17 protein-coding genes and 1 pseudogene are annotated in these 22,969 nt (G+C 75.6%); 7 read left to right on the forward strand and 11 right to left on the reverse strand.

The features are described from left to right. Positions 1 to 217 precede the first annotated feature (217 nt). The 3 genes and pseudogenes from IE225_RS23950 to IE225_RS23960 all read right to left on the reverse strand — a co-directional run bounded on the left by IE225_RS23950 (position 218) and on the right by IE225_RS23960 (position 2,393). Entirely contained in the window at positions 218 to 1,252 is a 1,035-nt protein-coding gene (locus IE225_RS23950; protein WP_190059663.1) for an MBL fold metallo-hydrolase, read from the reverse strand. Positions 1,253 to 1,560: 308 nt separating this feature from the next. After that, a pseudogene (locus IE225_RS23955) lies at positions 1,561 to 1,950 on the reverse strand (Rossmann-fold NAD(P)-binding domain-containing protein); the annotation flags it as partial. Beyond that, a complete protein-coding gene (locus IE225_RS23960; RefSeq protein ID WP_190059664.1) occupies positions 1,893 to 2,393 on the reverse strand; it encodes a hypothetical protein in 501 nt (166 codons plus the stop codon). The gene IE225_RS23960 and the pseudogene IE225_RS23955, both read right to left, overlap by 58 nt. 493 nt (positions 2,394 to 2,886) lie before the next feature. Between IE225_RS23960 and IE225_RS23965 the strand changes: the two genes are divergently transcribed. Beyond that, positions 2,887 to 4,278: an MFS transporter gene (locus tag IE225_RS23965; RefSeq protein WP_190059665.1), complete on the forward strand. Its 1,392-nt coding sequence runs from the start codon at positions 2,887 to 2,889 to the stop codon at positions 4,276 to 4,278. A 284-nt stretch (positions 4,279 to 4,562) separates the two neighbouring features. Here the strand turns inward: IE225_RS23965 and IE225_RS23970 are convergent, their stop codons facing one another. The 4 genes from IE225_RS23970 to lnt form a co-directional block, all read right to left on the reverse strand. Then, positions 4,563 to 6,572, reverse strand: coding sequence for a helix-turn-helix domain-containing protein (locus IE225_RS23970; protein ID WP_190059666.1), 2,010 nt, complete (start codon positions 6,570 to 6,572; stop codon positions 4,563 to 4,565). 237 nt (positions 6,573 to 6,809) lie between these two features. After that, on the reverse strand, positions 6,810 to 7,625 hold the full coding sequence (locus IE225_RS23975) for a 3-hydroxybutyrate dehydrogenase (RefSeq protein ID WP_190059667.1): 816 nt from the start codon (positions 7,623 to 7,625) through the stop codon (positions 6,810 to 6,812). A 54-nt stretch (positions 7,626 to 7,679) separates the two neighbouring features. Beyond that, positions 7,680 to 8,159 (reverse strand): NUDIX hydrolase, encoded by a 480-nt coding sequence (locus IE225_RS23980; RefSeq protein WP_190059668.1) that lies wholly within the window; start codon positions 8,157 to 8,159, stop codon positions 7,680 to 7,682. A gap of 105 nt (positions 8,160 to 8,264) precedes the next feature. Further along, complete coding sequence (gene lnt / locus IE225_RS23985) at positions 8,265 to 9,875, reverse strand: apolipoprotein N-acyltransferase (RefSeq protein ID WP_190059669.1); 1,611 nt, start codon at positions 9,873 to 9,875, stop codon at positions 8,265 to 8,267. 844 nt (positions 9,876 to 10,719) lie between these two features. Here lnt and IE225_RS34135 point away from each other — a divergent pair. Continuing rightward, entirely contained in the window at positions 10,720 to 11,235 is a 516-nt protein-coding gene (locus IE225_RS34135) for an O-antigen ligase family protein (RefSeq protein WP_373303266.1), read from the forward strand. A gap of 38 nt (positions 11,236 to 11,273) precedes the next feature. On the opposite strand, the gene IE225_RS23995 is transcribed toward IE225_RS34135, so the two are convergent. Next, entirely contained in the window at positions 11,274 to 11,819 is a 546-nt protein-coding gene (locus tag IE225_RS23995) for a hypothetical protein (RefSeq protein ID WP_190059670.1), read from the reverse strand. Positions 11,820 to 11,900: 81 nt separating this feature from the next. Further along, positions 11,901 to 12,686: a glutamate racemase gene (locus tag IE225_RS24000; protein ID WP_190059671.1), complete on the reverse strand. Its 786-nt coding sequence runs from the start codon at positions 12,684 to 12,686 to the stop codon at positions 11,901 to 11,903. A 57-nt stretch (positions 12,687 to 12,743) separates the two neighbouring features. Between IE225_RS24000 and IE225_RS24005 the strand changes: the two genes are divergently transcribed. Continuing rightward, the gene (locus tag IE225_RS24005; protein ID WP_190059672.1) at positions 12,744 to 13,928 is read left to right on the forward strand and encodes a glycosyltransferase; all 1,185 of its coding nucleotides are present in this window, start codon (positions 12,744 to 12,746) and stop codon (positions 13,926 to 13,928) included. Between the two features lie 22 nt (positions 13,929 to 13,950). On the opposite strand, the gene IE225_RS24010 is transcribed toward IE225_RS24005, so the two are convergent. Continuing rightward, positions 13,951 to 15,231: a TerD family protein gene (locus IE225_RS24010; RefSeq protein WP_190059701.1), complete on the reverse strand. Its 1,281-nt coding sequence runs from the start codon at positions 15,229 to 15,231 to the stop codon at positions 13,951 to 13,953. Between the two features lie 427 nt (positions 15,232 to 15,658). Between IE225_RS24010 and IE225_RS24015 the strand changes: the two genes are divergently transcribed. The 4 genes from IE225_RS24015 to IE225_RS24030 all read left to right on the forward strand — a co-directional run bounded on the left by IE225_RS24015 (position 15,659) and on the right by IE225_RS24030 (position 20,372). After that, positions 15,659 to 16,090 carry a DUF6643 family protein gene (locus IE225_RS24015; RefSeq protein ID WP_190059673.1) on the forward strand — a complete coding sequence of 144 codons (432 nt, stop codon included), beginning with the start codon at positions 15,659 to 15,661 and terminating at the stop codon, positions 16,088 to 16,090. A 45-nt stretch (positions 16,091 to 16,135) separates the two neighbouring features. After that, positions 16,136 to 16,963 (forward strand): MOSC domain-containing protein, encoded by an 828-nt coding sequence (locus IE225_RS24020; RefSeq protein WP_190059674.1) that lies wholly within the window; start codon positions 16,136 to 16,138, stop codon positions 16,961 to 16,963. Positions 16,964 to 17,201: 238 nt separating this feature from the next. Then, a complete protein-coding gene (locus tag IE225_RS24025; protein WP_190059675.1) occupies positions 17,202 to 17,807 on the forward strand; it encodes an Rv1733c family protein in 606 nt (201 codons plus the stop codon). A 126-nt stretch (positions 17,808 to 17,933) separates the two neighbouring features. Then, complete coding sequence (locus IE225_RS24030) at positions 17,934 to 20,372, forward strand: right-handed parallel beta-helix repeat-containing protein (protein WP_190059676.1); 2,439 nt, start codon at positions 17,934 to 17,936, stop codon at positions 20,370 to 20,372. Between the two features lie 21 nt (positions 20,373 to 20,393). Here IE225_RS24030 and IE225_RS24035 read toward each other — a convergent pair whose 3' ends face one another. After that, on the reverse strand, positions 20,394 to 22,904 hold the full coding sequence (locus IE225_RS24035; RefSeq protein WP_373303267.1) for a hypothetical protein: 2,511 nt from the start codon (positions 22,902 to 22,904) through the stop codon (positions 20,394 to 20,396). Positions 22,905 to 22,969 lie beyond the last annotated feature (65 nt).

Genomic DNA, 22,969 nt, shown 5'->3' on the forward strand with positions numbered 1-22,969 from the left:
ACAGCGATTGCTCGATCGACTTGCGACGGCCGTCCGGCGTCAGGCCCCGCAGATAACGCGTGCCCCACCGCCGCTGATCCCGCCGCGGCAGCGAGGCGAACGCATCGGCAACGAACTCCGCCAACTCACCCCGGAGCCGTTCCACCTCCCCCAGCCTCATACCGGAGATGATGCCCGCCACCAGGTGAGATCACCCGACGTAACGAAGCACTACCAGTCACTCACGGGGGCGCATGTCACCGTCGTACACGGTGCGGTAGTCAGGGACGACGACCCGCGTGGCCGGCGACGCTTCCCCGACCTGGGCGATGAACGCTTCCAGGTCCATCGCCGGGTCCCGTACGGGGGAACCGCTCAGTGGCACTTCGAAGTTGTCCCAGTGGACGGGCACGACGACGCCAGGGGTGTCCAGCGCGCGCAGCAGCCGGGGCACGTATCGGTGGGTGACGGTGCTGGAGGGCACGGCGATCATCGCGAGGTCGGGGCGCAGACCTCGCACCGCCCGCTCGGAGAAGTCGCTGGCCCCCATGAGGAACGCCGACGGGCCGCTGTCCCCGACCGTGACCTGGAAGGCGAGGGTGTCGCCCTCCGGCAGGTCCGAGATGGTGCTCGGGACCGTCGCGGGCGGGGCGTTCAGCGTGCCCGGGGCGAAATAGGTGCACTTCTTGTTGCGGCTGTGCAGGCTCGGCACAACCTCGACGGTGATCCCGTCGAAGTCCAGCACCTCGCCGCCCTTCACCACGGAGATCTGTCCCGCGTCGACCCCCAGGGCGACCAGCAGGTGGTACGTGGTCTCGGTGCCGACGACGCGGGCGCCGGTGGTCTTGGCGATGTGGGGCACGTCGGCGAGGTGGTCCCAGTGGGAGTGGCTGACCAGGACGAGCTCGGGGCGGCCGATGTGCGCGTCCACGACCTCCGGCCGGGTCTGCAAAGGGGTGCGCGGGTCGAAGGCGCCGTCGTACAGGCCCGTGGTGAAGCGGGTGAGGTACGGATCGAAGAGCACGGTCCGGTCACCGACGTCGATGCGCCAGCCGGCGGTGCCGAGCCAGCGGAACGATGCGGAACCCGCGGTTTGGCCACCGCCTCGGCCGCGGTCGCCGGCCGAGGCGGTGGCGGCCGTGCCTGGGATCAGCGGGGCGGCCGCGCCGAGGGCGGCACCGCGCAGGACCGTACGGCGGTCGACCGTACGACGGGCGGGGCTGCGGTCGGAGGGCTCGTCTGCCCCGTGCGCAGCATGTGTCTCCTGGGTCATGGCGCCAGAAGATCAGAAAGTGAACTGCCTTGTCCAGTAAGGGAATTACATTTCGGCGCTGCGGGAACGCATGCGCGATGCGGTCACCGGCCGCCGCCGTGGAGGAAGCCGGCCGCGACTCCGGCGGCCCTGCCCGTCGCGGCGTCCGCCGCGGGACGGGAGGCGGTCGGGTCGTGGGTGCGGGCAAAGAGGACGATCACGCGGGCCGTTTCCTTCGGATCATCTGATCGTCGGCCTGGGGGTGTCGACGTGGCGTTCGCGTTTCTTCTCCGGGGACAGACGCCGGCGTTCGGAGCCGTCGTCGGCCGTCAGCTCTCCCGGTGGACCTTGGTGTGGGAGGCCTGGGCGCGGGGGCGGACGACGAGAAGGTCGACGTTGACGTGGCTGGGGCGGGTGACGGCCCAGGTGACGGCGTCGATGACGTCGTCGGCGGTCAGGGGATCGGGGACGCCCTCGTAGACCTGGGCGGCGCGCTCGGCGTCGCCGCCGAAGCGGGTGAGGGCGAACTCCTCGGTCTTGACCATGCCGGGGGCGATCTCGATGACGCGGACCGGCCGGCCGACGATCTCCAGGCGCAGGGTTTCGGCGAGGACGGCCTCGACCGGGCCGGCGGGGAAGGCGCCGCGGTGACGTGCGGCGGTCACGGCGGCGGCGAGGGAGAACGCGCCGTGCCCCGGCCGGGCCAGGACGGCGAGAACCTGGGGGACGTCGACGGTCCAGGCGGCGGGGTCGGCCCCATGAGGCGCTGCAGCACGAGAGCGTAGTCGGCGGCGCCCGCGTCCGGAGCGTCGGCGAGGGCGACGGCCGCGAGCGGGCCGGCCGCGGCGGCCAGCTCCAGCAGGTCCTCCAAAGCGACGATGATGTGATGGCACGGCGCCGGGCGGGCGGCGGTTCGCGGGTCGGGCGAGCCGGACGGCTTGAGCCGGCGCAGCGCGGCCGGCAGCGGGGCGAAGCCGGTGAGCAGCGGTGCGGGCAGGACCGGCGACCAGTGCCACACCCGCCACCAGGAGGCGAGCGGCTCGGCCCGGCCGTCGTCCTCGTCCGTGTCGGGCGCGGCGGACAGAACCTGATCTATCTCCTCGGCGGCAGGGGCCGGGCCGAGTGCCGCGCTTGCCCGCCCGAGCGGGCAGGCATCCAGCACGAGGGCGGCCAGCCGAGCGCCTTCCGGCGCCGGGCGGCTGCACCAGGACGCGTCTTCCGCACGCGAGCCGGGGTGCTCCCGAGCCGGCTGGAGAGGTGGTCTGCGTGTGCGCGGATCTTTCCCGCGCGAGCGGGTGTGATCTGTACGAGCTGCCGCCCCCGAGATGTCCGAGTTCAACGGAGCGTGGTCAGCACCAAGTCAGCACGGGTGAGGTGAAGACGGGTGATGACGTGGGCTTTTAGTCAGCACCGAACCAGCACGGGAGTCAGCACCGCACCGTCGGAACACCCTGAACTACGTGTCCCGGACGGCGCTCGTTTCGACCAGCCTCGACCCTCGAGTCCCTGAACGGCCTTTCCGCGAGCCGGCATGGTGGCCGCATTCATAGCGAACCCTCGAACTATGTTGGTCCGCCACATGTGCGCTTGACCTGCGTGTTTCTACCGTGTGCCAACACGTACCCGTCCCCACCGCACACGAGGAAGTGGCGCACATGGCATCCGCAGCAGCATCCGCTCCCCCGACCCCCGCCAACCTCCCCCGCATCGTCGCCGCCAGCCTCGTCGGGACCACCATCGAGTGGTATGACTTCTTTCTCTACGGCTCGGCCGCGGCGCTGGTGTTCAACAAGCTGTTCTTCCCGGACTCCGATCCGCTGGTCGGCACGCTGCTGTCGTTCCTGACGTACGCGGTCGGGTTCGCGGCCCGGCCGCTGGGGGCGCTGGTGTTCGGCCACTACGGTGACCGGCTCGGGCGCAAGAAGCTGCTGGTGCTGAGCCTGCTGCTGATGGGCGGGGCGACGTTCGGCATCGGGCTGCTGCCCACGCACGCGACCGTCGGGACCGCGGCTCCGGTGCTGCTGACCGTACTGCGGCTGGTCCAGGGCTTCGCCCTGGGCGGCGAGTGGGGCGGCGCGGTGCTGCTGGTGTCGGAGCACGGGGACGCGCGGCGGCGCGGGTTCTGGGCGTCGTGGCCGCAGACCGGCGCTCCGGCGGGCCAGTTGCTGGCCACCGGGGTGCTGTCCCTGCTCACGGCCGTGCTGTCGGACGACGCGTTCGGGAGCTGGGGCTGGCGGGTGCCGTTCCTGCTGTCCGGGGTGCTCGTGGCCGTCGGTCTGTGGATCCGTCTCTCGGTCGACGAGTCGCCCGTCTTCCGGCAGGCGCTGGCGCAGGCCGAGGCCCGGCGGGCGGCGCTCGCGGACGGGGCCGAGAAGCTGCCGCTGGTCTCGGTGCTGCGGCACCACTGGCGGGACGTGCTGGTGGCGATGGGCGCCCGGATGGCCGAGAACATCAGCTACTACGTCATCACCGCCTTCGTCCTCGTCTACGCCACCACCTCGGCCGGCGTCTCGAAGCAGACCGCGCTGGACGCCGTACTCGTCGGCTCCGCCGTGCACTTCGCCGTGATCCCGGTCTGGGGCGCGCTGTCGGACCGGATCGGGCGGCGGCCGGTGTACCTGCTCGGCGCCGTCGGGGTGGGCGCCTGGATCTTCCCGTTCTTCGCGCTGGCCGACACCGGGGAGTTCGGCCCGCTCCTGCTGGCGGTGACCGTCGGCCTCGTCCTGCACGGCGCCATGTACGCGCCCCAGGCCGCCTTCTTCGCCGAGATGTTCGCGACCCGGATGCGCTACTCCGGCGCCTCCATCGGCGCCCAGTTCGCCTCCGTCGCGGCCGGTGCGCCCGCGCCGCTGATCGCCACCGCCCTGCTGTCCGACTACGGCAGCGCCACGCCCATCGCCCTGTACGTGATCGCCGCGGCCCTCCTGACGGTGATCGCCGTGGGTGTGGCCAAGGAGACCCGGGAGCGGGATCTGGCCGATGTCGCGCCGTCTACCGGCGCGGCGCGCGCGGAGGCGAGCCAGGCGGCCGACGCCCGGACCGCGTGAGCCCACCGCCGGGCGGGGCCGGGTGAGCCCGGTGGCCGCCCGGGCCGCTTGGTTCCGTCGCGCGCGAGCCGCGTGATCCTTCCGTCGCGCGCGAGCCGCGTGGTCCCGTCGTGCGCGGGCCGTTCGTTCCGATCGCCCGGGCCGCTCGGCCCGGTTGCTCGGGCTGCTCGGCCCGGACGCCCGGATCGCGAGCCCGTTCGTCCGGTCGCGGTGGGAGGCGGGTGGTGACCCGGCCCCGGGGTGTTCGCCCCGCGGGGCCGGGCAGCCGTCTTCCCGCGCCGGGCTCAGTGCCGCGTCGCCGTCGCCAACCGGTGCAGCCGCAGGGCCAGTTGGACCTCCAGGGCCCGGGACGGGCTCTGCCAGTCCTCGCCCAGCAGCCGGCCCACGCGTTCCAGCCTCTGGGCGACGGTGTTGACGTGGACGTGCAGGGCGTCCTTGGTGCGGGCGGGGCTCATGCCGCAGGCGAAGTACGCCTCGAGGGTGCGTATGAGGTCGGTGCCGCGCCGCCGGTCGTAGGCGACGACCTCTCCGATGGTGCGGTCGACGAAGCCGGCCACGTCGCGGTCGGCGGCCAGCAGCAGGCCGAGGAAGCCGAAGTCCTCGGCGGCGGCGCCGTCCCCGCCGCGGCCGAGCAGGCGCACGGCGTCGAGGCAGCGGCGGGCCTCGGCGTACGCGGTGGCGACCCGGTCGGGACGGGCGGCCAGATCGGCGACGGGGGCGGACGCGCCGACGGTGACCGGCTCGTGCACGGCGGTGCCGAGGTCGCGGGCGGTGCGCCGCGCCAGGTCGGAGGCGCTGCGTCCGGGTTCCAGGGGCAGCAGCAGGACGGTGCCGCCGTCCCGGGCCGCGGCCAGGCCGTGCCGGGTGGCGGCGAGGTGGGAGGCGGCGGACCACAGGCGGCGGCGGGCGGCGGCCTCCTGGTCGGCGTCGGCTCCGGCGGCCTCCAGGCGGGCGGCGAGCACGACGTGGGTGGCGTCGAGGTCGGCCTGCAGCCGCACCGCGCGGTCGCGCAGCAGCCGCGGGTCGCGGTCCCGGGCGTCGAGGAGGTCGTCGAGCAGCTCGCCGCGGACGCGCTGTTCCGCTTCGGCGGCGGAGCGGCGGGCGAGCAGCAGCAGCGAGGTGACCATCGCGGCGCGCTCCAGCGTGCGCTGGTCCACGGGGTCGAGGTCCGGGTGGCCGCGCAGCACCAGCGCGCCGAGCAGCTCGCCGCCCGCGGAGACGGCGGCGATCCAGTCGTCGCGGTGGCGCACCACGTGGCCCTGCGCGCGGGAGGCCTCCAGGGCGTCGCCGGGTGCGGCGCCGGTGTCGGTGAACTCGACCGTGCCGTCGAGGACTTCGGAGACGGCTTCGGCCACGTCGTGCACGCCGCCGCCGCGCAGGACGAGCCGGGTGAGCCGGTCGTGGACGTCGGAGGCGCGTTCGATGGCGGCGCTGCGGTCCCGGATGATCTCGTTGGCCCGCTCCAGGTCGGCGAGGGCCGAGCGGGTCTCGGTGAGCAGGTTGGCGGCGTCGATGGCGGCCGCGGCGAGCGCGGCGAAGGAGCCGAGCAGGGCGATCTGCTCCCGTTCGAAGACGCGGGCGCGCCGGTCGGCGGCGAACAGCACGCCGATGACGTGGTCGCCGAGCATCAGGGGGACGCCGAGGATGGCGACCAGACCCTCGTCGCGCACGCCCGCGTCGATGGTCTCGGTGTGCCGGAAGCGGGTGTCCCTGAAGTAGTCGTCGGTGACGTACGGCCGGGCCGTCTGCGCGACCAGTCCGCCGAGCCCCTCCCCCATGCCGAGGCGCAGCTGCTGGAAGCGGGCCGCGACGGAACCCTCGGTCACGCGCATGTAGGTGTCGCCGCGCACCGGGTCGTTGAGGCTGAGGTAGGCGACATCGGTGCCGAGCAGGGAGCGGGCGCGCTGCACGATCGCCCGCAGCACCGCGTCCAGGTCGCGCAGGCCCGCCAGGTCGTGGGCGGTCTCGAACAGGGCGGACAGCTCCGCCTCGCGCCGGCGGCGGCCCTCCAGCTCCGCCCGCACCCGCAGGGCGAGGCGCCGGGCGTGCTCCAGGGCGGCGATCCGCTCGGCGGGCCGGCCCTCGGCGCGGGCGCGCAGCACCGGCTGCTCGTACGCCTCCACCGAGGCGCCGCGGGCCAGCAGTTCCAGGAACGGCGCCTCCGCCGCCGCTTCGGTGCCGTCGGCAAACGGCGCGCCGCCGCCCGGCACCGGGCCGGTCGCGGCGGTGTGTTCGGCCGGCGCTCCGGCTCCGGTGGCGGAGCGCTCGGCGGCCTGTACGTGATCGCGGGACATGCTCACAGGATTCCCCATCGTCACTCCGCCCGCTGCGCCCTGTGGACAAAGCCGCCGCTGGGGACAAGACCGTCACCGCGACGGGGCCCCCGCTACGGCCCCGCCTCTCGCCACGGCCCCGCCCACGACGACAGCCCCGTCCACGACGACAGCCCCGTCCACGACGACAGCCCCGTCCACGGCGACGGCCCCCGCCGCCCCGGGCGGCCTGCGGGCCGCCGTTCGCCGCGGCCGCGCTCAGTGCGCGGTCCAGCCGCCGTCCAGCACGAGCGAGGTGCCGGTGACGAAGGACGCCTGGGGGGTGCACAGGTAGGCGACGGCCTCGGCGACCTCCTCCGGTTCCAGGAGCCGCTTCATGGCGCTGTCCTGCAGCAGCACCTCCGACAGCACGCGTTCCTCCGGGATGCCGTGCGCCCGCGCCTGGTCGGCGATCTGCCGTTCGACCAGGGGGGTGCGCACGTAACCGGGGTTCACGCAGTTCGAGGTGACGCCGTGGGCCGCGCCCTCGAGCGCGGCGGTCTTCGACAGCCCCTCCAGGCCGTGCTTGGCGGCCACGTACGCGGACTTGTAGGGCGAGGCGCGCAGGCCGTGCACGGAGGAGATGTTGACGATGCGGCCCCAGCCCTGCCCGTACATGTGGGGCAGGGCGCCGCGGATCAGCCGGAACGGCGCCTCCAGCATCACGGTGAGCACCGTGTGGAAGACGTCGGGCGGGAACTCCTGGAGCGGCCGCACGAGCTGCAGTCCGGCGTTGTTGACGAGGACGTCGGTGCCGGCCGCGGCCTGCTCCGCCGCGTCCAGGTCGGTGAGGTCGAGGACCTGCGGTTCGACGCCGCCCGCGGCCCCGCGGGCAGCGTCGGCGAGCTCCTCGAGGCCGGCCGCGTCCCGGTCGACGGCTCTGACCTTGGCCCCGGCGGCGGCCAGCCGCAGCGCGCAGGCGCGGCCGATGCCGCCGGCCGCGCCGGTGACGAGGGCGGTGCGGCCGGTCAGGTCCAAGGAGTCCAAGGAGTCCAAGGAGTCCAAGGATGCGGAGTGGGGAGTGGACGAGGTCATACGACGACCCTAGGGATCACCGGGGCCACACCCCATGGGGTCTGCCCACATACTTCAGAGAGGGCTTGTGGCGTCGAACCATGTGGGGTCGTCGGACTGGGCCCGCTTGATCCGCATGAGGCAGCCCTCGTCCAGTTCCGGCAGCGCGTCCACCGCGAACCAGCCCACCTCGACCGACTCGTCGTCGTTCACCCGCGCCTCGCCGCCCACCGCCCGGCAGCGGAAGGTGATGTCCATGTACTGGCAGACGTCGCCGTTGGCGTAGGTGACCGGGGCCAGCGCCTGGACGAGGACCACCCGCTCGGCGGCGCAGCGCACCGCCGTCTCCTCCTGCACCTCCCGTACGGCGCACGCGGCGGGCTGCTCACCGGGTTCCGGGATGCCGCCGATCAACGACCACCTGAGGGTGTCGGCGCGGCGGGCCAGCAGCACCCGGTCCTCGTCGTCGAAGACGACGGCGGTGACACCGGGCAGCCACAGCAACTGGTGGCCGGCAGAGGCGCGGAGCGCGCGGATGAAGTCGGGAGTCGCCATGCCGACGACCCTAGCGGGCGGTCGGCGCGGGCCCGGCGGACAGCACCGCGTGGGCGCCGGGTGGGCGCCGGGCGCGCGGCTCATGCCACCGGCGCGCACGTGCGGCTACGCGTCGCCGGCGCGGCGCCGCCGCACTCCGCCGAGCACGGCCAGGCCCAGACCGCCCGCGGCGAGCAGCACCAGGAGCGTCTCGGGCAGGACGCCGAGCTCGGTGGCGGGCGTCGTCGAGGAGCGCAGCGGCACCTTCTGGACCAGATGGCCGGCGACGAACATGCCGGTCCTCCGGGCGACCCGCCCGTCCGGCATGATGATCGCGCTGACGCCGCTGGTCACCGGCACCGTGACGGTCCGGCTGTGCTCGACCGCACGGATGCGGGACATGGCGAGCTGCTGGTAGGTCATCTCGCTGCGGTCGAAGGTCGCGTTGTTGCTCGGCACGGAGATCAGCCGCGCGCCGTGGGTGACGGTGTCCCGCACGGCCCAGTCGAACGCGGCCTCGTAGCAGGTGGCCAGGCCCACCTCGGTGCCGCTCACGGTGAACACGCCGGGCGTGCCGCCGCGGCTGAAGTCCTGGCGGACCATGGCGGTCCAGTCCGGGTTGATCGCGCCGAGCAGCGAGCGCAGCGGCAGGTACTCGCCGAAGGGCTGGATCTGCCGCTTGTCGTAGGTCTGCTCGGGGCCCTTCACCGGGTCCCACAGGATCTGCTCGTTGTACAGCCGTCCGTCGCGTTCGACGACGGCGCCCACCGAGACCGGCACGCCGATCGCCTTGGCGGCGTTGTCGACGACGACGCGCGCGTCCGAGTTGGCGAAGGGGTCGATGTCGGAGGAGTTCTCGGGCCACAGTACGAAGTCGGGCCGGGGCGTCTTGCCGGCCTTCACCTCGGCGGCCAGCCGCTCGGTCTCGCGCGCGTGGTAATCGAGGACGGCGCGCCGCTGGGCGTTGAAGTCCAGGCCCGCGCGCGGCACGTTGCCCTGGATGACGGCGACCGTCGCGGTGCCGTCCTCGGCCCGGTCACTGATCAGGGTGCGGGCGGCCGACGCCCCGGCGAGGGGGACGGCGACGCTCAGCAGCGCGGTGACGGCGGCCGGGCGGCGCAGGGCGCGCACGCCCGGCCGCCGGGCCACGAGCCGCAGGACGTCGCAGAGGCCGAAGCCGCACAGGACGACGGCGAAGCCGAGCACCGGGGTGCCGCCCACCGCGGCGAGCGGCAGGAAGACGCCGTCCGCCTGCCCGAAGGCGATCTTGCCCCAGGGGAAGCCGCCGAAGGGCACGCGCGCGCGTGCGGCCTCGCCGGCGGTCCACACCGCCGCCGCCCACACCGGCCATCCCGGCAGCCGGGACACGGCGGCGACGCCGGCGCCGACGAGGGCGACGAAGACCGCCTCGACGGCGACCAGGGCCAGCCACGGCCCGGCGCCGACCTCGACGCCGGTCCACACCAGCAGCGGCAGCAGGAAGCCCAGTCCGAAGAGGTAGCCGAGGCCGAGGCCCGCCTTCCAGCTCCGGCCGTACAGCACCCGGCCGAGGCCGGCGAAGGCGGGCAGGGCCAGCCACCACAGGGTGCGCGGCGGGAAGCTGACGTAGAGCAGCACTCCGCAGAGCGCCGCGGCGGCGGCCGGAACGAGGCGGCGGAGCCTGGCAGCCCAGGACGTGGGCGCCGGCTGCGGCCGGAGTCGGTCCTGCTCGCCGACGGTTGGTGCGGTGACGGTCACCCGGGGAGTGTACGGCGGGTGATGTCGTGGCCGACAACCTCGGCAGCTCCGGCAACCCCGGCGGCTCGGGCAACTTCGGCGGCGTCGGCGGCTCCGGCGACATCGATCCCGCGGCCCACGCGCCCAGGCTCCCGAGCACCCGAGTACCCGAGCGCCCGCAGTCGCCGCCCGTCCCGTGCCCAAAGCGGTCGCCGACCGCTACGGTGGGCCGGGGCCCCGCGCCGGCGGGCGGGGCGGGGTCGCGGGTGACCGGTTGTGTGGGGGCGAGGCATGCGGTCCACGGGGGGGGCGTCCATGGCGGACGCGGAGACGGACAGGACGGCCGAGACTGACAGGGCTGCCGGGACGGCCGAGACGGACGACGGCAGACGAACCGTTTCCGACGTGGTGGGGGTGGGCCTGCTGGGGGCCTGCGCCGCCTGGTCGGTGATCACCGGCTCGATGCGGGACGGCCGCCCGGAGGGAGTGCTGCTGGCGGTGCCGGCCGTGGCCGCGGGGTACGCCGCGGGCCGCATCGGCGGGGCGCTGCTCCCGGTCGCCGTCCCGGGCGCCGGGGCACTGGCCGGTACCGGGCTGGCCGTGACCGTGCCGCGGCTGGCACCGGACTCGGACCTGGTGACCCCCGCCGGGCACGCCGGCGCCACGGCCGCCCTGCTGGCCCTCGCCTCGGGTGCCGCCTGCTGCGCCGCGTGGGCGGCCGCCGCGCCGGCCGCGCGGTTCGCCCTGCGCGCGCTGGCCGCCGCCGTCGCGGTGACCGCGGCCGCCCTCGGCTCGGTCGCCGGATGTCTCGCCTGTGCCGCCGTGCTGCTGTGTTCCCTGGCCGCCGGCCGCGGCCGCGGCGCTGGTGGCCGGGACGGTCTGGGCGCTGGCCACGCAGGTGCTGCCCGCCGGTCCGGCCGTGGCCCTGGAGGGGCGGCTCACGCGGCACCGGGTGCGGCTGTGGCGCGAGGCGCTGGCTCTGGCCCGGGACAACGCGGCGCTGGGCGTCGGCCCGGGCCGCTTCGGCGACCTCGGTACGACCGCCGCGCAGTCCCTCGTTCCGGACGGCAGGCCGCACTCGGCGCCGCTGCAGCAGGCGGCCGAGCAGGGGCTGCCGGGCCTGGCGCTGCCGGCCGCGGTGTTCTGCTGGGTGCTGTACGCCCTGTGGCGCTCGCCGCGGCCGACCCCGGTGGTGCTCACCGCGGGCGCGGCCCTGACGGTCCTGGCGGCGTGCGCCGCCGTCGGCAACGCGCTGAGCTTCACCGCGGTGTCGGTGGGCGCGGGACTGCTCGCCGGTGTCGCCACCGCCCGCCCGCTCGGCGAGGGCGGCACGGGGGCCGCGGCGCAATCGCGGCGGCGGCGCGGCAGTCTCACGCCGTGAGCCCACACGCGGGCGGAGCCGTGCGGCGCGCGGTGCGCTCAGCGTGCGGTGCCGGAGGTGCGGGAGCGCAGCCGGTCGCGGATGACGCGCACGGCGGCCTCGGCGTCGTCGACGGTCACGGTGAAGACGTGGCCGTCCCACAGGCGCAGCACCACGCCCTCGCCGCGGCGCACGACGACGGCGGTGCCCTTCTCGGGCCGCCAGCGGTAGCCCCAGCCGCCCCAGTGGCAGGGGGTGACGTGGGGGGCGAACTCGGCGCCCGCCACCTGGGAGAGGGGGATGCGGCGGCGCGGCACGCCGATGTGGCCGCAGCGCACCTCCAGGTGATCCCGGTCGACCCGCAGGGCGACGCGCACGAAGGCGAGGGTGCCGAAGAGGACCAGCAGCCCGGCGGCGATGCAGCCGACGACGGACATGACCAGCGGGACCAGGCCGGACGTCCACGGCGCTTCGACGGCGAGCTGGATGCCGAGCGCCATGCAGGCGGCGCCGATGAGCGCCAGCAGCCACTGGAGCCGGTTGGTGGCGTGTCCGGTCCAGACGTCGGGGTGCGGGCCGTGCCGTCCGTGCGCGGGATCCCTCATGGCTACGAGGTTACTCAGGTTCCGCCGCGCGAAGCGGGCGCGCGGGGTGACCGGCCGGCGGAGCGCGGCGGGGGTGGGCGGTCAGTGGGCGGGGCTGGTCAGCGGCAGGTGCCGGCCCTCCGGGTAGGCCAGGGCGGCCTGCGGCAGCGGGCCCTCGCGCCCGCTGAGCAGCACGGTCAGGCGGCCCTCGGCCGAGGCGTCGGGGGCGGGCCGGGCACCGATGCGGCGCAGCGCCTGGGCGGCCACCGCGCCGGCGGAGCCGTGCAGCACGAGCGGTCCCCGGCCGGGCCGGTGCAGGGCGGCGCGGATGCGCTCGGCGACCAGTTCGTAGTGGGTGCAGCCGAGGACGACGGTGGTGACGTCCTCGGGGGTGAGGGCGGCGGCCGCGGCGACGGCGGCGTCGATCGCCGCCTGGTCGGCGCGCTCCACCGCCTCGGCCAGGCCCGGGCAGGGCACCTCGGTGACCCGCACGCCGGCGGCGAAGTCGCGGATCAGGCCCCGCTGGTAGGGGCTGCCGGTGGTGGCGGGGGTGGCCCAGATCGCCAGCGGTCCGCCGCCGGCCGCGGCCGGTTTGATCGCGGGCACCGTGCCGATGACCGGCAGGTCCGGCTCCAGGCGGGCGCGCAGCGCGGTCAGGGCGTGCACGCTGGCGGTGTTGCAGCCCACGATCAGGGCGTCGGGCCGGTGGGCCGCGGCGGCCTCGGCGACGGCCAGGGCGCGCTGGGTGACGTCCTCGGGTGTGCGCGGCCCCCAGGGCATGCCGTCGGGGTCCAGGGAGAGCACCAGATCTGCGTCGGGGCGCAGGCGCCGCACCGCGGCGGTGGCCGCCAGCAGCCCGATTCCGGAGTCCATGAGCGCGATCTTCACCCGGCCACGATAGACGATGGGCCGTGTCGGACCGGCCCGGTGGGGCAGACTGCGCGCGTGAGCGCGATCGTGTGGACCGTGATACCCGCCGTGTCACTCGCCGCCTGGCTGTGGCTGCTGCTCGGTCAGGGTTTCTTCTGGCGCACCGACGTCAGGCTGCCGCCGCGCCGGGATCCGGACGAGTGGCCGCCGGTGTGCGTCGTGGTGCCCGCGCGGGACGAGGCCGCCGTGCTGCCGTCGAGCCTGCCGTCGCTGCTGGCGCAGGACTACCCGGGGCGGGCGGAGGTGTTCCTCGTCGACGACCACAGCGGTGACGGCACCGGTGAGCTGGCCCGCGCGCTGGCGCGGCGGCACGGCGGGCTGCCGCTGACGGTGACGACGCCGCCCGGTGAGCCGCCCGCGGGCTGGACGGGGAAGCTGTGGGCCGTGCGGCACGGCATCGCCCTGGCCCGCGCGCGTGCCCCCGAGTACCTGCTGCTGACGGACGCCGACATCGCGCACGCGCCGGACAGCCTGCGCACGCTGGTGGCGGCGGCCCGCGGCGGGGGCTGGGACGCGGTGTCGCAGATGGCGCGGCTGCGGGTGGCGAGCCTGTGGGAGCGGCTGGTCGTGCCGGCCTTCGTGTACTTCTTCGCGCAGCTGTACCCCTTCCGGTGGGTCGGCCGGCCCGGGACGCGTACGGCGGCCGCGGCGGGCGGCTGCGTGCTGCTGCGCGCCGACGCCGCCGAGCGGGCACGCGTCCCGGACGCCATCCGGCACGCCGTCATCGACGACGTGGCGCTCGCCCGCGCCGTCAAGTGCGCCGGGGGCCGCGTCTGGCTGGGCCTGGCGGACCGGGTGGACAGCGTGCGGCCCTACCCGCGGCTGTCCGACCTGTGGCGCATGGTCTCGCGCAGCGCCTACGCCCAGCTGCGCCACAACCCGCTGCTGCTGCTCGGCACGGTCGCCGGGCTCGCCCTGGTCTACCTGGTGCCGCCGGCCGCCCTGATCGCGGGCCTGGCCGCAGGGCGTACGACCGCCGCGGCGCTCGGCGCGCTCGCCTGGCTGGTGATGACGGCGACGTACGTCCCGATGCTGCGTTACTACCGCCAGCCGCTGTGGCTCGCTCCCCTGCTGCCGTGCACCGCGCTGCTGTACCTGCTGATGACGGTGGACTCGGCGGTGCGGCACCACCGGGGCCGCGGCGCCGCGTGGAAGGGCCGCACCTACGCCCGCCCGGACACGGTGCCCGACGAGGGGTGAGGCGGGCGGGGCCGCGCCGGACTCACTTGCGTCCCGGGGTCCAGTGCATGCCCCAGCCGTAGGCGCGGTCGACGGTGCGCTGCGGGCTGACCCCGGGCTCGGGCACCAGGTAGCGGGCCTCGCGCTGGACCACCAGGTCGCCGCCGACGCGGGTGAGCAGGGCGAGCGCGCACACCGGGGAGGGGACCGTGCACTCGTCGAGGGAGAAGTCGACGGGGGCGCCGTGCTGCGGCTGCAGCGTGACGGTGGCGTGCAGCCCGGCGAAGGAGCGGGCGCCCTCGTAGATGGTGACGAAGACGAGGATGCGCCGGAAGTCCTGCCTGTGGTCGAGGTTGACGGTGAGGTTCTCGCCGGTGGCCACGGCGCCGGTGCGGTCGTCGCCGTCCAGGTGGATGTACGGCGGCTGGTGCAGTGCGCCGAAGGCGTTGCCGAGGGCCTGCACGACGCCCTTGCGGCCGTCCGCCAGCTCCCACAGCGCGCACAGGTCGAGGTCGAGGTCCGCCGGCGCGCTGCGGCCGAAGCCGCCCCGGCCGGACGGCTGCCCGCGCATCCGCCAGTTGAGGTTGACGCGCAGGAAGCCGGAGGTGCCGCCCTGCTTGGCGAGCGACACCGAGGGGGCCGCCTTGGTGAGCGTGACCTTGCTCAGGCGGACGGGGGAGACCGGGGCCGCGGCGGGCGGCGGCGGAGCGGACGGTGGCGGCGGCACGGTGGCCGGGAAGGCGGCGGGCGGGGCGGGGGCGGTACGCGGGGGTGTCGGCGCGGGGGCGGGCGGGGCCGGGTGCCGGGGTTCGTCGACGGTGATGCCGTAGTCCGTGGCCAGGCCCTCCAGCCCGCTGTCGTAGCCCTGTCCGACGGCGCGGAACTTCCAGCCGCCCTGTCGGCGGTACAACTCGCCGAGCACGAACGCCGTCTCCACGGTCGCGTCCCGGCTGTCGAAACGGGCCACCACGGTGTCCCGCGCGGCGTCCCGGACCTCGATGTACAGGTCGGGGACCCGGCCGAAGGTGCCGCCGTCGGCGGAGGCGGCCAGGACGATCGTCTCGACGGCGCCCTCCACGCGCGCGAGGTCGACGTCGAGGGTGTCGGTGACGCGGTCGCCGGCGGTGCGCCGGCCCGCGTGCCGCACCGCGCCGGAGGGGTGGGCCGGCTGGTTGTAGAAGACGAAGTCGGCGTCGGAGCGGACCTTCCCGCCGGTCAGCAGCAGCGCGGAGGCGTCCACGTCCGGTACGCCCGGGCCGGTGCGCCGGCCCAGCTCGACCCGCAACACCGTGGTCGGCACCGGCACGTTGGCGCCCTTCGGCATCGACATTCGCGTCCCCCTTGCTCCGCCTTGTTCTGCTTGCCCCGCTTGCCCTGTCCCTGTCCCTGCCCCGCCACTGCCCCGCCACTGCCCTGTCGCCGCCCCGCCGCGCCGGCCGCGGGCCGGCCGCTGTCCGCCCGTCCGCCGCCTGCCCGTGGAACCAACCTACGGGGCAGGACGGCGAACTCGCAGGACGCGGGCGGAAGTACGTCCGGGCGGCAGGAATCCGGCGCCGGGGCGGCCCCGGCGGTCCGTCCCGGCGACCCGCGGTAACCCGCCTGGAACTCGGCCTTTATCAGATTGCCGCTCTTCTCGCCGTCCCTTTTCGCCGACTTCGCTCGCATTGGGTATCCCGCGTCACCGCCGACACGGAAAACAAGCCTCTTATCGGTCTCCCCAACCAGCACATCGTGGGCTTAACTTATGTGCCATGACCTCCCCCCGCTCCACTTACGGTGGCGGCTACTACTCCTCCGCCTCCTTCCCGGACACCCCGATCTACGACTCGCTCGTCGCCGAGCGCGGTACCCCGCAGATCGCCCCCATCCGGGTGCCCGCTCCCTATGACGCAGGCAGCCACCTGCCGTCCCTGCCCTCGGCGCTGCCCGCACTGCCGTCGGCCCCGTCCCAGCCCGCCTACGGCTACCCGCAGACGCCGCAGCCCGCACCGCTGCAGCAGGCGCCCGCGGCCTACATCCCGCAGCAGGCCACCGCGCCCCGCGGCTACCCCGGCCCGCAGCCGCAGCCGCCCCGCCCGGTCGCACCGGGCACGGGCTACGAGGCGATGCGGCCGGCGTCCCCCCGGCCCGCGCCGACGCCGTACCAGGACCCGTACAACAACCAGCAGTACCGCGGCTACTGAGCCGTTCTCCCCGGGGCCGTCGGCGTTTCCTGGCACGATGGCCCCATGGGGAGTGCGGAGCTGTGTTCGATACACGTCCATCCGGTCAAGGCGTTCCGGGGTGTTGCGCTCCGGGAGGCCGTCGTGGAGCCCTGGGGCCTGGCCGGAGACCGACGCTGGGTGCTGATCGACGACGGGGGAAAGGTCGTCACGCAACGCCAGCAGCCACACCTCGCGCTCGCCGCCGCCGAGCTCCTGCCCGGCGGCGGCGTTCGTCTGTCCGCGCCCGGACGGGAACCGATCGGCGTGCCCGTTCCGCCGCCCGCGCGGACGGTCATGGTGGACATCTTCGGCACCGAGGTGGCGGCCGTCCCGGCCGCCGACGCCGCCGCGCACGCCTGGTGCAGCGACTACCTCGGGCAGGAGGTCCGCCTGGTGCACATGGACGATCCCGCGCGCCGCAGGCCCGTCGCACCGGCGTACGGGCTGCCCGGCGAGACCGTCTCCTTCGCCGACGAGTGCCCCCTGCTGCTGACCTCGCCGGCCTCCCTGGACGCCCTCAACTCCCTGATCGCACAAGGCGACCACGCGCACGAGGGCCCGCTGCCGATGAACCGCTTCCGGCCGAGCGTGGTCGTCTCCGGCACCGAGCCCTGGGCGGAGGACGACTGGTCGCACATCACCATCGGTGAGGTGACCTTCCGCGTCGCCAACGCCTGCGGACGCTGCGTGGTCACCACGGTCGACCAGAGCACCGCGGAGCGTGGCCGCGAGCCGCTGCGCACCCTGGGCCGCCACCGCCGCTTCGGGGACAAGCTGGTCTTCGGGCAGCACCTGGTGCCCCGCTCGCCCGGCACCATCCGCGTCGGGGACCCGGTGAAGGTCCTCGCCTGAACCCGGGGTGCCGCGCAGACCGCCCGACCGCGCAGACCGCGGACCGCGCGGCGGTCGCCGCCGCGGCCCGCGGCGCGGCGCGGGAACCCCGTGCGGGGCCCGGTCGTTGGGAGGTCGCCGGGACTTCGAGCAGTCCGTGGGCGGTCCGGTCGCGGGTGACGTCGCGCTCTTTCCGCCCGGCGTCCGCACGGACGGCTCCGCCCGGGCCATGACGGAGCGGGAAAGGGGGTGCGGGACGGTGCGAGCTCTCAGCGGCCTGTGGCGCTGGCGGCGCAACCCGCTGTGCCGTACGACCGATCTGGTCGAGGCGTGGACGGCGCTGGTGGCCCTGCTGCTGGTCGTGGTCGCCTCGCCCGTGACCGGCTGGCTCGTCGGTTCCGCCGTGCAGGGCGTGCTGCAGAAGTCCGTCCGGGAACAGCGCCAGGCCCGGCACCTGGTGACGGCCACCGTCCTCGGGCGGCTCGGCACCGTCGCGCCGGAATCGGACGCGGACCCCGAGACCTCGCGGGTGGTCCGCAGCCGGGTGACGGCCGCATGGACCGCGCCGGACGGCACCCGGCACCGCGGCCCGCTCCTCGCCCCGTTGCAAACGCCGCGTCCGGGCGACCGCTTCCCGCTGTGGACCGACCGGCACGGCCGCATAGTGCCCCGCCCGCTGGACCCGGCCGCGGCGACCGTCCACGCCGTCCTGGCCGGAGTCGGCGCGGCGCTGCCCGCCGCGGGCATCGTGGAGGGCGCCAGGCGCCTGGTCGTGTGGCGTCTGATGCGGCGCCGGTTCGCGCAGTGGGACCGGGCCTGGCAGCGGGCCGGCCCGGACTGGGGCCGTATGGGCACCGGCAGCTGACGGCCTCCGGGCGGTGTTCGGGCTCCGGTCCACCGGCCACCTGCGCGCACGCTACGGTGGACCGGCCGCACCACGCGGCGCCTTCGGCATCAACCCGCGTACGACGAGGTGGGGGCACGGCAGCACATGGCACAGGGCACGGTCCAGGTGACGCACACCGGCACGTCGCGGTGGCGGCGCCGCACGGGTGAGTACGCATCGCTCGCCGCCGCCCTGGAGGCCGCGGCCGACGGCGACGTCCTCACCATCGCCCCCGGCACCTACCGCGAGAACCTGGTGGTCCAGCGGGCCGTGACCCTGCGCGGCGCCGAGGGCTCCGCCGGCTCGGTGCGGATCGCCCCCGCGGACGGCGTGCCGCTGACCGTGCGGGCCTCGGCGGTCGTGCGGGACCTGCACGTCGAGGGCCAGGACGCGACCGTGCCCGCGCTGCTGGTCGAGGAGGGCACACCGGAGCTGCGGGACGTGCGCGTCGTCACCCGCTCCGCGACCGGCATCGAGGTGCGCGGCGGCGCCCGGCCGACGGTGCGGCGCTGCACCGTGGACAATCCGGCCGGCATCGGCATCGCCGTCCTCGACGGCGCCGGCGGCGTCTTCGAGGAGTGCGAGGTGACGGCGGCCGGCCAGGAGGGCGTCGCGGTCCGCTCCGGCGCCCGCCCCCGTCTGGAGCGCTGCCGCGTCCACCACGCCTTTGGCCCGGGCCTGGCGGTCACCGGCGACAACTCCACGCTGGAGGCGGTGGGATGCGAGGTCCACGAGGTGCGCGGCAGCGGCCTGCAGGTGACCGGGCGGGCCACCGCCCACCTGACCGACTGCGACGTGCACCGCACCACCGCGGACGGCGTCACCCTCGACACCGAGGCCGTGCTCACCCTCGCCGACTGCCGCATCCACGACATCCCGGAGAACGCGATCGACCTCAGGTCGCGTGCGGTGCTGACGCTGACGCGGACGACGGTGCGTCAGTTCGGGCGCAATGGGCTGTCGGTGTGGGACCCGGGCACCCGCGTGGACGCCAACCAGTGCGAGATCTTCGACAGCACCGGCGACTACCCGGCCGTGTGGGTCAGCGACGGTGCCACCGCGGTCCTCGACTCCTGCCGGGTGCACGACGTGCCGGACGCCCTGTTCGTGCTGGACCGGGGTTCGCGCGCGGACGTCGTCGACAGCGACCTGACGCAGGTGCGCAACACGGCCGTGTCGGTGAGCGACGGCGCCGTCGCCCAGCTCGACGACTGCCGCATCCGGGACGCGGCCACGGGCGCCTGGTTCCGCGACCACGGCAGCGGCGGCACGCTCAGCAACTGCACGATCGACGGTACGCAGACCGGCGTGATCGTCACCAAGGGCGCCGATCCCACCGTCGAGCGCTGCACGGTCGACTCCCCGGCCGAGGCCGGCGTGTACGTGTCGGCCGGCGGCCGCGGGACATTCGTCGGCTGCCGGGTGACGGGCAGCGGCGGCTACGGCTTCCACGTGATCGACGGCAGCCGTACGACGCTGCGCAAGTGCCGTACGGAGCGGTGCGCGCGCGGCGGGTACGAGCTCGCCGACGCGGGCGGCGACGCGGCCTCCGGCGCGGGCCCGGTCGTGGAGGACTGCACCAGCGACGAGAGCGCCGGGATCCGGCCGCCCGCGGTGCGGGAGACGGCCGTGCAGCCGGCGCCCTCCTCCCCCGGCCTGCTGGGCGGCATCCCCGGCCCGCGGGAGAGCACGCCGCCGCCCGCCCCGGCCGCGCCGGAACCGGAGCGACCGGCGCGCAGCGCCCAGGAGGTGCTCGCGCAACTCGACGCCCTGGTGGGCCTGGAGAGCGTCAAGCGCGAGGTGCGCGCCCTGACCGACATGATCGAGGTCGGCCGGCGCCGGCAGCAGGCGGGCCTGAAGGCCGCCTCCGTCAAGCGCCACCTGGTCTTCACCGGCTCCCCCGGCACCGGCAAGACGACGGTCGCCCGCCTCTACGGCGAGATCCTCGCCGCCCTCGGCGTGCTGGAGAAGGGCCACCTGGTGGAGGTGTCCCGGGTGGACCTGGTCGGCGAGCACATCGGCTCCACGGCGATCCGCACCCAGGAGGCGTTCGAACGGGCGCGCGGCGGGGTGCTGTTCATCGACGAGGCGTACGCGCTGTCGCCGCAGGACGCGGGCCGCGACTTCGGCAAGGAGGCCATCGACACGCTGGTGAAGCTGATGGAGGACCACCGGGACGCGGTGGTGGTGATCGTCGCGGGCTACACGGCGGAGATGGAGCACTTCCTGTCGGTCAACCCGGGTGTGGCGTCCCGGTTCTCACGCACCATCACCTTCGACGACTACGGGCCCGAGGAGCTGCTGCGGATCGTCGAGCAGCAGGCCGAGGAGCACGAGTACCGGCTCGCGCCGGGCACAGCGGAGGCGTTGCTGAAGTACTTCGAGGCGATCCCCAAGGGTCCGGCCTTCGGCAACGGCCGCACCGCGCGGCAGACGTTCGAGGCGATGGTGGAGCGTCACGCGGGCCGGGTCGCCCAGCTCCCGGAGCCGACCAAGGACGACCTGAGCCTGCTCTACCCGGAGGACCTGCCCGAGCTGCCCTGACCGCCCGCGCCGGGCACGTCCTCACGGGGCCCCGGCCCCCGCGCCCGCGCCGGGCGCGTCCTCACGGGTCCCCGGCCCCCGCGCCTGCGCCGGGAAGACCCCTTCCGCCGGGCCGACGGCCGGCTCCTGTGGCGGGCCGCCGGGAAGCGGACCCTCCGGCAGGTCGTCGAGGGCCGGCTCCTGCGGCGGGCCGCCGGGGGACGGCTCCTGCGGCGCCCTGTGCTGCAACCGGGCCAGCAGCCGGGCGCGTTCCTCGGCGAAGACCGGGTCGGCCTGGTAGTCGGAGTGGCCGAGGACGGGCGCGGGCAGCGGGTGCAGGGGCGTGCGGCCGTAGGCCAGCGGGTCCTTCAGGGGCGGGTGGTCCACCTCGGGCCCGCAGCCGTCGGGCAGGCGGACCGGGCCGCCGATGGGGTCGGTGAGCCGGTACAGGTTGCGCCAGCAGTCGACGTCCCGGTGCAGTGCGGCGAGGGCGGCGGGACCGAAGTGGGCGGGGAACCAGCGGCCGTAGAGCCGCTCCAGCGGTGAGCCGTACGTCAGCAGGGCGACCCGGCGGCGCACCTGCGGGGTGAGCTGCCAGGCGGCCGCGGCGGCCAGGACGCTGCCCTGGGAGTGCCCGGACAGCACCAGCCGGCCGCCGGTGGCCCGGGTCCAGGTGGCCATCCGCCACGTCAGGTCGGGCACGGCGCGCTCGGCGTAGCAGGGCGGGGCGAAGGGGTGGGCGGCGCGCGGCCAGAAGGTGCCGACGTCCCACAGGATGCCGATGGTGCGGCGCGCGGAGGCGTCCTTGTAGGCGCGGCGGCCCCAGGTGACGAACAGCAGGAAGCCGAGGCCGATCAGCCAGGAGCCCAGTGCCTGCACGGTCTCGGCGGCGCCCTGGACGAAGGCGGGGGTGTGCCGCGCGGCCTGCTCGGGCGTCCGGTCGGTGGCCAGGGCCCCGGCGAGGGCGACGGCGCCCAGGGCGAAGGTGGCGGCGGTCGCGACCGCCAGGACGCGCGGCGCGGAGTCGGTGAGCCCGGCCATCGCGCGGGCACGGGCGATGGCGCGGGTGCGGGCCGGGTCGCGCGGCTCGCCGGGGTGGTCGAGTTCCACCGCGGCCCGCTCGGCACGCGCCAGCCGCCAGGTGCGGTGGGCCAGCAGGGCGCAGTGCGCCAGCAGCACCAGCAGCAGCGGCGGGATCACGGACGCCTGCCAGGTCAGCAGGACCGGGGGGCCGGGCAGGAAGGTGCCGGTGCCGTCCAGCCAGTCGGAGACGCGCTGCGCCAGGCCGCCGGACATGACGCCGCCCAGGGAGCAGGCCAGCAGGGCGACGGCGGGGCCGCCCAGGCCGCGCAGGGCGGCGCGCGGCTGCGGGCCGGTGCGGTGCAGGACGCCCGCGGTCACGGCGAGGGCGACCACCAGCGCCCCCTGGGTGAGGGCGAGGGCGGCGAAGGCCTCCTGGCCGGGCAGCCGGCCCGTCGAGCGCCACCCGGGCCGCTCCCAGCCGGCGTACACCGCGGCGGCGAGCAGCAGGGCGAGCGCGCCCAGCGGCAGGCCGCGCACGAGGTGCCGGTCGAGGTGCCGGTCGAGGTGGTCCTCGCTGCGGCCGCGCCGGCCCACCACCGCCACCACGGCCAGCGCCGCGGCGGCCAGCGCCGCCTCCAGGGCCCGGCCCAGCACGTCCAGCGGTGCGGGCCCGCCCGCCCGGTGGTCGAAGAGCGCGGCCGGTACGGTGACGGCGGCGGCCACCGTGAGCAGGCCGGCGGCGGTGTGCGCGGCGCGCAGCCGGGCCACCAGGCGGCGGCCGTACCAGAAGCCGGGCCGGCCCAGCGCGCCGTCCCCGGCCGTCTCGGCCGTCTCGTCCCCGCCGTCCGGGTCTTCCGGGTCGCGGGAGAGGGGCTGCTGGGACTCGTAGGCGGCCCAGGTGCGGTGGGAGAGGTACCACAGCAGGCCGGTGAGCGCGGCCGGCACCAGCGCGGCCAGCGCGAGGCGGCGGCCGGGCCGGCTCCACCAGCCGCCCCCGGCGGGCGACAGGAAGCCCAGCCAGGAGTGCCGGGCGGCGCACGCGCGCGTGCCCGCGCACTGCCAGGCCGCGAGGTCCAGGGCGACCTCGCAGGCGGCAGCGACCAGCAGCACCGTCAGGGTCAGCCCGGCGAGCCGCACCAGTAACCCGTACCAGCGCACCGTGCGGGGGCGTCCGCGGGCGGCGGGGCGCATCCAGTGGGCCAGGTTGACGACCATGAACGGCAGGAGCAGCAGCCACAGGGCGCGGCTGCCGTTGCCGGAGGTGAGGTTGCACCACACGTACGCCTCGGGCACCGGGCGGCCGCGGTGGGCGGCGGGCCGGGACTCCGCGTCGGCGTCCTCGGCGCGCCGGAAGACGGCGGCCGTGTCGTCGCCGGTGACGCGCACGGTGCGCGGATCGTCGAGCATCTTCTCCGGCGTGGTGCCGCCGACGCCGTGGACCAGCAGTTCCAGCGCCGGTCCCGTCCGCCGTGCCGGTGCGGCGGGGTGCCGCTCGCCGCCCGCCGTGGCTCGTTCCCCCGCACGTTCCACTTGTCCGCCCCCGTGACGCGCCGTCGTAGATGTGCGTGCCGGCACCAGGATGTCCCTGCCGGGGC

Origin of the sequence: Streptomyces echinoruber (assembly GCF_014651135.1) — a bacterium.
GTDB classification, from domain to species: Bacteria; Actinomycetota; Actinomycetes; order Streptomycetales; family Streptomycetaceae; genus Streptomyces; species Streptomyces echinoruber.

What these genes read in the sequence shown, in the direction of transcription:
- IE225_RS23980 (WP_190059668.1), bottom strand. Translation starts at nt 8,159, where the DNA reads ATGGCGACTCCCGACTTCATCCGCGCGCTCCGCGCCTCTGCCGGCCAC.
- IE225_RS23995 (WP_190059670.1), bottom strand. Translation starts at nt 11,819, where the DNA reads ATGAGGGATCCCGCGCACGGACGGCACGGCCCGCACCCCGACGTCTGG.
- IE225_RS23950 (WP_190059663.1), bottom strand. Translation starts at nt 1,252, where the DNA reads ATGACCCAGGAGACACATGCTGCGCACGGGGCAGACGAGCCCTCCGAC.
- IE225_RS23970 (WP_190059666.1), bottom strand. Translation starts at nt 6,572, where the DNA reads ATGTCCCGCGATCACGTACAGGCCGCCGAGCGCTCCGCCACCGGAGCC.
- IE225_RS24015 (WP_190059673.1), top strand. Translation starts at nt 15,659, where the DNA reads ATGACCTCCCCCCGCTCCACTTACGGTGGCGGCTACTACTCCTCCGCC.
- IE225_RS24030 (WP_190059676.1), top strand. Translation starts at nt 17,934, where the DNA reads ATGGCACAGGGCACGGTCCAGGTGACGCACACCGGCACGTCGCGGTGG.
- IE225_RS24020 (WP_190059674.1), top strand. Translation starts at nt 16,136, where the DNA reads ATGGGGAGTGCGGAGCTGTGTTCGATACACGTCCATCCGGTCAAGGCG.
- IE225_RS23975 (WP_190059667.1), bottom strand. Translation starts at nt 7,625, where the DNA reads ATGACCTCGTCCACTCCCCACTCCGCATCCTTGGACTCCTTGGACTCC.
- IE225_RS23965 (WP_190059665.1), top strand. Translation starts at nt 2,887, where the DNA reads ATGGCATCCGCAGCAGCATCCGCTCCCCCGACCCCCGCCAACCTCCCC.
- IE225_RS24010 (WP_190059701.1), bottom strand. Translation starts at nt 15,231, where the DNA reads ATGCCGAAGGGCGCCAACGTGCCGGTGCCGACCACGGTGTTGCGGGTC.